The sequence below is a fragment of the Pseudarthrobacter sp. genome, assembly GCF_036675385.1.
Lineage (GTDB): Bacteria > Actinomycetota > Actinomycetes > Actinomycetales > Micrococcaceae > Arthrobacter.
This window is the reverse complement of record NZ_JAKFFD010000073.1, coordinates 84,613-90,612: the sequence shown is the minus strand read 5'-3', so window position 1 is coordinate 90,612 and position 6,000 is coordinate 84,613. Positions and strand designations below refer to the sequence as shown.

At 65.0% G+C, this 6,000-nt stretch carries 8 protein-coding genes; 3 read left to right on the top strand and 5 right to left on the bottom strand.

Annotated features, from left to right (window positions below; genetic code table 11):
- The 3 genes from V6M49_RS06095 to pgl form a co-directional block, all read left to right on the top strand.
- The coding region (locus tag V6M49_RS06095) for a hypothetical protein (protein ID WP_332760560.1) at positions 1–132 on the top strand (132 nt) is incomplete at its 5' end.
- Positions 129–1,070 (top strand): glucose-6-phosphate dehydrogenase assembly protein OpcA, encoded by a 942-nt coding sequence (locus V6M49_RS06090; protein WP_141140577.1) that lies wholly within the window; start codon positions 129–131, stop codon positions 1,068–1,070. The genes V6M49_RS06095 and V6M49_RS06090, both read left to right, overlap by 4 nt.
- Positions 1,060–1,878 (top strand): 6-phosphogluconolactonase, encoded by an 819-nt coding sequence (gene pgl, locus V6M49_RS06085; RefSeq protein WP_332760557.1) that lies wholly within the window; start codon positions 1,060–1,062, stop codon positions 1,876–1,878. The genes V6M49_RS06090 and pgl overlap by 11 nt, the downstream gene beginning before the upstream one ends.
- Here pgl and V6M49_RS06080 read toward each other — a convergent pair.
- The 5 genes from V6M49_RS06080 to gap all read right to left on the bottom strand — a co-directional run bounded on the left by V6M49_RS06080 (position 1,831) and on the right by gap (position 5,796).
- On the bottom strand, positions 1,831–2,226 hold the full coding sequence (locus tag V6M49_RS06080; RefSeq protein WP_141140575.1) for an RNA polymerase-binding protein RbpA: 396 nt from the start codon (positions 2,224–2,226) through the stop codon (positions 1,831–1,833). The two genes, pgl and V6M49_RS06080, sit on opposite strands and share 48 nt — an antisense overlap.
- 110 nt (positions 2,227–2,336) lie before the next feature.
- Positions 2,337–2,594, bottom strand: a complete 258-nt coding sequence (gene secG, locus V6M49_RS06075) for a preprotein translocase subunit SecG (RefSeq protein ID WP_056339782.1) — start codon at positions 2,592–2,594, stop codon at positions 2,337–2,339.
- 51 nt (positions 2,595–2,645) lie between these two features.
- Positions 2,646–3,461 (bottom strand): triose-phosphate isomerase, encoded by an 816-nt coding sequence (gene tpiA, locus V6M49_RS06070; protein WP_141140574.1) that lies wholly within the window; start codon positions 3,459–3,461, stop codon positions 2,646–2,648.
- 87 nt (positions 3,462–3,548) lie between these two features.
- Positions 3,549–4,775, bottom strand: coding sequence for a phosphoglycerate kinase (locus V6M49_RS06065; protein WP_332760556.1), 1,227 nt, complete (start codon positions 4,773–4,775; stop codon positions 3,549–3,551).
- Positions 4,776–4,785: 10 nt separating this feature from the next.
- Positions 4,786–5,796, bottom strand: a complete 1,011-nt coding sequence (gene gap, locus V6M49_RS06060) for a type I glyceraldehyde-3-phosphate dehydrogenase (RefSeq protein ID WP_056339772.1) — start codon at positions 5,794–5,796, stop codon at positions 4,786–4,788.
- Positions 5,797–6,000 lie beyond the last annotated feature (204 nt).

Sequence of the window (6,000 nt, the reverse complement as noted above, 5' to 3'; positions counted from 1 at the left end):
ATCCTGGACCCCTTTGAAGACTACTGGGCCGGACTGAAAGAGCAGCCGGAGCCCTACGCCCCGGGGTCCTGGGGCCCTGCCTCGGCGGATGAACTGCTGGCCCGCGACGGACGAACCTGGAGAAGGCCATGATTGTAGATTTGCCGGACACCACCACCTCGAAGATCTCCAAGAAGATCACCGCCCTGCGTGAGCAGGGCGGCGTGATTGCCCTGGGCCGGGTCCTGACCCTGGTGGTCGTGACCCGCTCCGGGCTCGAGGAAGAAGCGATCGAGGCCGCGAACGAGGCCAGCCGCGAACACCCCTGCCGGATCATCGTCCTCGCCGACGCCGGAGCCCAGGCCCCGAACCGGCTCGACGCGCAGATCAGGGTCGGCGGTGACGCCGGCGCGTCCGAGGTCATCGTGCTCCGCGGCTACGGCGAGCTCGCCCACGAAAGCGAATCCCTGGTCGCGGCCCTGCTCCTGCCGGACGCACCGATCGTGGCCTGGTGGCCGCACGGGGCGCCGGAGAACGCCTGCGAAACCTCCGTGGGCCGGATCGCCCACCGCCGGATCACCGACTCCGCGAACGAAGCGGACCCTCAAATGGCGCTGGAGAACATCCGGGCCACCTACAAGGCCGGGGACACCGACCTCGCCTGGACCCGGCTCACCAACTGGCGGATCCAGCTCGCTGCAGTCCTGGACCAGGTCGACTCCTCCCCCGTCACCGCAGTGGCCGTCGAAGGCGCCTCCGACTCCCCGTCCACCATCCTCCTCGCGGCCTGGCTGACTTTGGCCCTGGACGCGCCCGTGACCATCGTTGCGGACCCCGCCGGCACCGGCATCCGCCGCGTCAGGCTCACCCGCCACAGCGGCGACGTGCAGCTCTTCCGCCCCGGACTCTCCGTCGCGGAACTGACCCAGCCCGGACAGCCCGCCCAGCGCATCTCCCTGCCACGCCGCAGCCTCAAAGACTGCCTCGCCGAAGAACTCCGCCGCCTCGACCCCGACGAAGTATTCGGCGAAGTGATTACTATTGGACTGCCACGTACCAATCTAAGGAGCGTCCGACCCAGTGAGCGTTGAGCCAAGAGTTAGCATCCATCCTGATTCGTCCGTCCTGATGGCCGCCATTGCGGCCCGCCTGATCACCAAGCTGGTGGATGTGCAGGACAAGCACGGTGAGGCCACGGTGGTGCTGACCGGCGGCACAGTAGGCATCGGAACGCTGAAGGCTGTTGCGGATTCTCCGGCAGCGCCGGCCGTGGACTGGTCCAAGGTGAACTTTTGGTGGGGTGACGAGCGCTTTGTTGCCGCGGACCATCCCGACCGGAACACGAGGCAGGCGTTTGCTGCACTCCTGTCGAGCATTCCGGTTGATCCTGCAAGGATCAACCAGCCTGCCTCCTCGGATGACTTCGACACGCCCGAAGAAGCCGCCGAGGACTACGCGCGCAGGCTCCGGGAAGCCGCCCAGGCCGAACACGCTGCCGACATGTCCGATGACCGTCCGGACGAACCGGGAGTACTGCCGCGGCTGGACGTTGTGCTGCTGGGCGTTGGCCCGGACGCCCACATTGCCTCGCTCTTCCCGGAGCAGGGCGGAATCCGGGAGAAGGAGCGGACAGTGGTTGGCGTCCGCAATTCCCCCAAGCCGCCGCCCCAGCGGATTTCGCTCACGCTTCCCGCCATAAACACTGCTGCCGAGGTCTGGATGGTAGTGGCCGGCGAGGACAAGGCCGGCGCGGTGGGCCTGGCCCTGGCTGGCGCCAACCCGGTACAGGTACCGGCGGCCGGCCCGCGGGGGACCTCCCGCACGCTGTGGCTCATCGACGAAAACGCAGCGTCACGTGTCCCGCAGCAGCTCGTCCGGAAGGACGCCGCCGGCGCGTAGCTTTTCCAGCGCTCCGGCCAGGACAGCTTCGGCGTCCTGGTCGGAGCGCCGTTCTTTAACGTATTCAAGGTGGCTCTTGAAGCCTTCGTCCAGCGGGTCCGGCAGGTCGGCTTCCTTGCCGTCCCGTGATGCCGGAGCCCCGCAGCGCCGGCAGTCCCAGACCGTGGGAAGCTGCTCCTCCGGCAACCGCAGGAAAACAAGCTGGGTCTCATGCCCCTTGGCGCACCAAAAAGAAACCCTGATACGGGGCACCCTCTCGCCCGAGGCCGCTTCTGACTGGTTCTTGGGACCGGATCCTTCTGTGACACCCACCCGGGTGCCGCGGAACGCTGACGCACTATGTACCATCGGGACTCCTGGCTGCTTAAACAAAAACTGTGGCTGTTGGAAGCCAACAGCCACAGTTTAGTTCGGAGATCCCCATCGCGGCAGTGCCGGGCGACGATCAGTTGCAGGAGCTATGAGTCCCCTGCGCCGCTGAAGCGCATGACCAGGCCAAGGGCGATGATCACGACGCCCCAGGTAACGCCCAGAACGACCGTGAACCTGTTCAGGTTCCGCTCGGCCACACCGGAGGAGCTGAGGCCGGAACTCATACCGCCGCCGAACATGTCCGACAGCCCGCCACCCCGGCCCTTGTGGAGGAGGATAAGCAGGGTCAGCAGAAGGCTGGTGATGCCCAGGAGAATCTGCAGAATGACATGAAGAACGTCCACGACGGCCTTTCAGAAGATTGGAATTGCGGGAGCCTGGAGCTGAGTGACGGACTAGTCCGTCACCAGGTGACTCTCGAACCTGACAATATTAGCAAACTCCGCGGGATCGAGGCTTGCCCCGCCGACCAACACGCCGTCGACGTCGCGTTCCTTCAGGATCGCGGCGACATTATTGGCCTTGACCGAGCCGCCGTAGAGCAGACGGATCTTCGCCGCAACGTCATCGCCGAAGAGCGTGGCCAGTTCCGCGCGGATGGCGGCGCACATTTCCTGGGCGTCCTCCGGCCCGGCCACTTCACCGGTGCCGATGGCCCAAACGGGCTCGTAGGCCACCACAAGCTCTGCCGCCTGCTCGGCCGTCAAACCGGCGACGTTCGCCCGGAGCTGTGTCAGCGTGTGCTCGACATGCGTGCCGGCCTGGCGGATTTCCAGGCCTTCCCCCACGCAAAGGACCGGAGTGACACTGTGCTTGAACGCTGCCTTGACCTTGGCGTTGAGCACTTCGTCGGATTCCTGGTGGATGGTGCGGCGTTCACTGTGCCCCACCAGGACGTAGCGGCAGCCCAGCTTGTTCAGGAACTGGCCGGAGGTGTCGCCCGTGTAGGCGCCCGAGTCGAACTGGGAGAGGTCCTGGCCGCCGTAGGCTATGTCCAGTTCATCTCCCTGGACGAGGGTCTGCACACCGCGGAGGTCGGTGAATGGCGGGAAGACGGCCACCTCAACCCGGTTGTAGTCGTGCTTGGCGTCGGACAGGGTCCAGGCCAGTTTTTGCAGGAGGGTGATGCCCTGGACATGGTCCATGTTCATCTTCCAGTTGCCTGCAATGAGAGGCGTGCGGTCAAAAGCGCCGTTCGTTGACGTAGTCACGTGTTCTCCAAAAGTACTTGATATGTGTGCGGCCGGCAGGGTGCCCGCGGGCACCCTGCCGGCCGGAGGACTTGGCAGTCCAGGTTCCTAACGGTCCAGGACGCTGAGTCCCGGGAGTTCCTTGCCTTCGAGATATTCCAGGCTGGCGCCGCCGCCGGTGGAAATGTGACCGAACTGGTCATCAGCGAAGCCGAGCGTCCGCACGGCGGCAGCGGAGTCGCCGCCGCCGACCACGGTGAACGCGTCGACCTCGGTGAGGGCCTGGGCCACGGCGCGGGTTCCGCCGGAGAATGCTTCGAATTCAAAGACGCCCATGGGCCCGTTCCAGAACACCGTTTTGGCGCCCTTGATGCGGTCCGCAAAAGCGGCTGCAGAGTCCGGTCCAATGTCCAGGCCGATGCCCTGGGCACCGAAGCTGCTGCCTTCGATGCTGTCCGCGGGGACAGTCTCGTAGTCAGCGTCGGCCGCGAACTTACCGGCCACCACAACGTCGGTGGGCACAATGAATTCAGTGCCGGCACCGGCAGCGCGTTTCAGGTAGTCCTGGACAACCGGGATCTGGTCTTCTTCCAGGAGGCTGCCGGCCACGCTGTGGCCCTCTGCTGCCAGGAACGTGAAGAGCATGCCGCCGCCCACCAGGATGGTGTCGGCCTTGCCGATGAGGTTGTCGATGACCGCCAGCTTGTCGGAGACCTTGGAGCCGCCGAGCACCACCACGTAGGGCCGCTGCGTGTCAGCTGTCAGCTTCCGCAGGACCTCCACCTCGGCGTGAACAAGATCGCCCTGGTAGGACGGGAGCCGGGTGGCGACGTCGTAGACACTGGCGTGCTTGCGGTGCACGGCACCAAAGGCGTCGTCAACGTAGGCGCCGTTGGCCCCGGTCAGGGCCACCAGTTCGTCCGCCAAGGCGCCGCGTTCGGCGTCGTCCTTGCTGGTCTCCCGGGCGTCGAAGCGCACGTTCTCCAGGACGAGGACCTCACCGTCCTGAAGGGAGGCGGCGAGTTCCTTAGCGGAGCTGCCCACGGTGTCCTGCGCGAGCGAGACCTTGAAGGCGGCAAGTTCGGCGAGCCGCGCTACGGCAGGCCGGAGGGAGTACTTTTCCTCCGGAGCGCCCTTGGGGCGTCCGAGGTGGGCTGTTACCAGCACGCGGGCACCGGCGTCCGTGAGCTTTCCCAGTACTGGCAGAGAGGCCTTGATGCGGCCGTCGTCAGTCACTGTAGAGCCGTCGAGCGGCACATTCAGGTCACTTCTGACAAGAATGTACCGCCCGCGGACACCTTCAGCGATCAGTTCGTTGAGGGTGTGGAATGTCATGTGTCTAACCCTAGCCCAGCTTGGCTGCGACGAGCTCCGTGAGGTCCACGAGGCGGTTGGAGTAGCCCCATTCGTTGTCATACCAGGAAACAACCTTGACCTGGTTGCCGATGACCTTGGTCAGGCCGGAGTCGAAGATCGACGACGCCGGGTCCCCGACGATGTCCGAGGACACGATCGGAGCGTCCGTGTAGGTCAGGATGCCCTGGAACTCGTCGGACTCCGAAGCCTTCTTCAGCGCCGCGTTGACTTCCTCGACGGTGGTCTCGCGGGAGACCGTGACGGTGAGGTCGGTGGCCGAGCCGGTGGGGACGGGCACGCGGATGGCGAAGCCGTCCAGCTTGCCCTTGAGCTCGGGCAGGACCAGGCCGATCGCCTTGGCCGCACCCGTGGAGGTGGGAACCATGTTGATGGCGGCGGCACGGGCACGCCGGAGGTCGTTGTGCGGGCCGTCCTGCAGGTTCTGGTCAGCCGTGTAGGCGTGGATGGTGGTCATCAGGCCACGCTCGATGCCGAAGGTGTCGTTGAGGACCTTGGCCAGCGGGCCCAGGCAGTTGGTGGTGCAGGACGCGTTGGAAATGATGTTGTGCGCCGCGTTGTCGTACAGGCCCTCGTTGACGCCCATCACGATGGTGATGTCCTCGTCGGAGGCAGGTGCGGAGATCAGGACCTTCTTGGCGCCTGCGTCGATGTGCTTCTGCGCGGCAGCGGCCTTGGTGAAGAAGCCGGTGGACTCGATGACGATGTCTACGCCCAGCTCGCCCCAGGGCAGGTTGGCGGGATCGCGTTCGGCGAGAACCTTGATGATGTTGCCGTCGACGACAATGTTGCCGTCCTTGACTTCAACGGTTTCCTTCAGGCGGCCGCCGACGGAGTCGTACTTAAGCAGGTGGGCCAGTGCCTCAGGGCTGGTGAGGTCGTTGACGGCAACGATCTCCAGGTCCGCGCCCTGTGCGAGGGCTGCGCGGAAGTAGTTGCGGCCGATGCGGCCGAAGCCGTTGATACCAATACGGGTCGTCACTTGTTCAGTCTCCTTGGTGCTTGATTAAGCACAAATTAGTTGAGCGGGCGTTGAAGCCAACTAACAGATCCCGCACGCCATTGGGCAGAGATGATTAACAGATCGGAGGGCGACCAGCCACATTGCTGAAGGCAGACCGCCTTCCGTGATCCATCTTACGTTTAAGTAGGTCCGCCCCCGCAAGTGCGGGGGCGGACCTTCCAC